Annotated in this window: 1 pseudogene; it reads right to left on the reverse strand. The window is 54.7% G+C overall.

Going from position 1 to position 826, the window contains the following annotated elements:
- A pseudogene (locus tag GS398_RS22130) lies at positions 1-826 on the reverse strand (DUF6443 domain-containing protein); the annotation flags it as partial.

The following is an 826-nucleotide window of genomic DNA, read 5'->3' on the forward strand; positions in this document are numbered from 1 at the left end:
TCCCGGCGCTCCGAAACTGTTGCCGTAAAAGCCGTAATCGTCAAAGTAAGAAACCGTGTGATAGCGGTCGATGCCGCTGGTGGGCAGGCTGGCATTGGAATAACCGGTGCCGGTGCCGGAAGTATTGGCATCGTCGCGGGTTTCCCAAAGCGCGCTTTGGGCGTTCACGCTGCTTTGCCAGGTATCCCTGGAAGAAGAACTGGAGGCGATGCCGGTGAGGATGTTCCGCCCCATCACGTCGTATTTACTGAACAACCATTTACCGTTATCCCGCTGCACGGAATCCTGGGTCATCACCAGCTGATCGAGCTTATTATATACCAGGTAATCCCATCCTTTGCCGGGGATCCTTTTTTCAATGAGGCGATTTCTTCCGTCATAACGGTACTGGTAGCAGAAACCGTCGAGCGACGTTTGGCTGATGCTGCTGCCATCGGGATCTGCGCCCGGGGGCAGCACGAAGCTTAAATTGCCGAGATCATCATAAATATAGTAGGTGGAAAGCTTTACGCTTTCATCTTTCCATGCACGCTTCAAAACGATACGGCCTTCTTTGTCTTTATATTCTTCGACCGTACCGGCGTTACCGCTTGCCCAGTTCTCATCTTTGCTGATGGCGAGGTATAACTGGCTGGCATCATAGTTCCCGGCCGTTGTAAGATGCCGCTTATGTTCCTGTCCGCTCGTACTGACTTCCTCCGCTTTCCAGAGCCGCACTGAGCGGTCGCCCGAGGCAGAATTGGTGCCGTATTCCGTCTTTGCCGTATGGCCTGAGCCGGAGATCGAGGTGCTGTACGGCTGCCAGGGATCGCCGGGGGCGCCTTGC

This window comes from Hufsiella ginkgonis, assembly GCF_009834915.1.
GTDB lineage: Bacteria > Bacteroidota > Bacteroidia > Sphingobacteriales > Sphingobacteriaceae > Hufsiella > Hufsiella ginkgonis.